3 protein-coding genes are annotated in these 2,075 nt (G+C 53.2%); 1 reads left to right on the forward strand and 2 read right to left on the reverse strand.

What is annotated here, in order from left to right:
- Positions 1-112: 112 nt before the first annotated feature.
- Together prpF and Q3970_RS10690 are read right to left on the reverse strand one after the other, a co-directional pair.
- Positions 113-1,294, reverse strand: a complete 1,182-nt coding sequence (prpF, locus tag Q3970_RS10685) for a 2-methylaconitate cis-trans isomerase PrpF (RefSeq protein WP_303100554.1) — start codon at positions 1,292-1,294, stop codon at positions 113-115.
- Between the two features lie 18 nt (positions 1,295-1,312).
- On the reverse strand, positions 1,313-1,594 hold the full coding sequence (locus Q3970_RS10690) for a hypothetical protein (RefSeq protein ID WP_303100555.1): 282 nt from the start codon (positions 1,592-1,594) through the stop codon (positions 1,313-1,315).
- A gap of 104 nt (positions 1,595-1,698) precedes the next feature.
- Between Q3970_RS10690 and accB the strand changes: the two genes are divergently transcribed.
- The coding region (gene accB / locus Q3970_RS10695) for an acetyl-CoA carboxylase biotin carboxyl carrier protein (protein WP_303100556.1) at positions 1,699-2,075 on the forward strand (377 nt) is incomplete at its 3' end.

Genomic DNA, 2,075 nt, shown 5'->3' on the forward strand with positions numbered 1-2,075 from the left:
TTACGTTTGTAAGATATGCCCCTTACATGGGGCGCAATATATAAGGCCGTCTGAAAACTGATTTTCAGACGGCCTGATTTTTCACAGAATAAATCATCATCAAAAACCAAGTTTAGAAACAATCGCCCGGCACACGCACAAAACCTTCCATGATGATGCGTGCGCTGCGGCTCATTGAAGCTTTGACAACCGTCCATTTGCCGTTTCTCATTTCTGCAGCCGCACCCACACGCAAAGTGCCGGAAGGGTGGCCGAACACCACTTGGCTGCGCTCCCCGCCGCCGGCGGCCAGATTCACCAGTGTACCGGGAACGGCGGCTGCGGTGGCGACGGCTACCGAGGCGGTTCCCATCATGGCATGATGCAGTTTGCCCATACTCATGGCACGCACCAGAATATCGATATCGGCGGCCTTAATTGTTTTTCCGCCGGATGAAACATAATCTTCCGGGGCGGCTACCCAGGCGATTTTCGGGGTATGCTGGCGGGCGGCGGCTTCGGAAAGATCTTTAATCAAGCCCATTTTCAAGGCGCCGTATGCGCGCAGGGTTTCCAGTTTTTCCAGTGCGGCTGCATTGTTATTTATATCGTCTTGCAACTCGGTGCCGATATAACCGATATCGGCAGCGTTCACGAAAATGGTAGGAATTCCCGAATTGATCAGCGTGGCTTTCAGACGGCCTATGCCGGGCACGTCCAGCTCGTCCACCAGATTGCCGGTGGGGAACATATCGCCTTCGCCGTCGGCGGGATCGAGAAATTCGATTTGCACCTCGGCGGCGGGAAAGGTTACGCCGTCCAGCTCGAAATCGCCGGTTTCCTGCACTTCGCCGTTGGTGATCGGAATGTGGGCAACAATGGTTTTGCCGATGTTTTTCTGCCAGATATACACAGTGCAGATGCCGTTTTGCGGTATTTTGGCAGGATTAATCAAACCTTGGCTGACGGCGAATGCGCCGACGGCGGCAGTGAGGTTGCCGCAATTGCCACTCCAATCGACAAATGGCTTGTCGATGGAAACCTGGCCGAACAAATAATCGATATCGTGGCCTTCGCGGCTGCTTTTGTCGATGATTACCGCTTTGCTGGTGGAGGAAGAGGCGTTGCCGAGACCGTCGATCTGTTTGCCGTAGGGGTCGGGGCTTCCGATAACGCGCAGCAGGATTTTATCGCGTGCCGCGCCGGGTTCTTGTGCGGCTTCGGGCAGGTCGCTGCGTTTGAAAAAAATGCCTTTGGATGTCCCGCCTCGGTAGTAAACAGCGGGGATTTTGATTTGGGCAACATGTTCTGCCATCTGTTTTCTCCTGTGTTTTTATCGATTTGGTAGGTTCTTGTTGTCAAACCGTTTGATTTTTCGGATCACTGCAACCGTATTCAACCACAAACACGGCAGTTTGTACAAAGTGCTTAAAAATGTAATGTTAAGAGCTAAAACGGATTCTGCTTTCAAGCCGTATGCCGCAAACCGCTTTAGAACAAATATCCCCATACCGCTACCGCCCCCCTCTTTCGGCAACCCGGACGTTTGCATCAAAAAAGGCCTTTTTTTGATATTTTGCTGGACATTTAACGGCAAGTTGGTAAAAATAGCCAAATATCTTTTTTTGTTACCGCTTGTAAAACAGTGCCGTATTACCGCCGCACAGCACAGCGGTTTTCCGACCCGGCGGCCTGAAATTTCAAGCAAAAGGAACCACAATGGACTTACGCAAACTGAAAAAATTAATCGACTTGGTTGAAGAATCGGGCATTGCCGAAATCGAAGTAACCGAAGGCGAAGAAAAAGTGCGCATTACCCGCTCCGCTCCGCAGCAGGCCGTTTACACCGCTCCGGCGCCCGTGCACCATGCCGCGCCCGCCGCTACGCCCGCACCCGCTGCCGCCGCGCCTGTCGCTGCGGCAGCCCCCGCCGCACGCGATTTGTCGGCCGCCCAAAAATCTCCGATGGTCGGCACATTCTACCGCGCCCCCAGCCCTTCATCCCCACCATTTGTCGAGGTAGGCCAAAGCGTTAAAGCAGGTGAAACCCTGTGCATCATCGAAGCCATGAAGCTGATGAACGAAATCGAAGCCGA

This window comes from Neisseria sp. (assembly GCF_030530745.1).
Classification (GTDB): Bacteria; Pseudomonadota; Gammaproteobacteria; order Burkholderiales; family Neisseriaceae; genus Neisseria.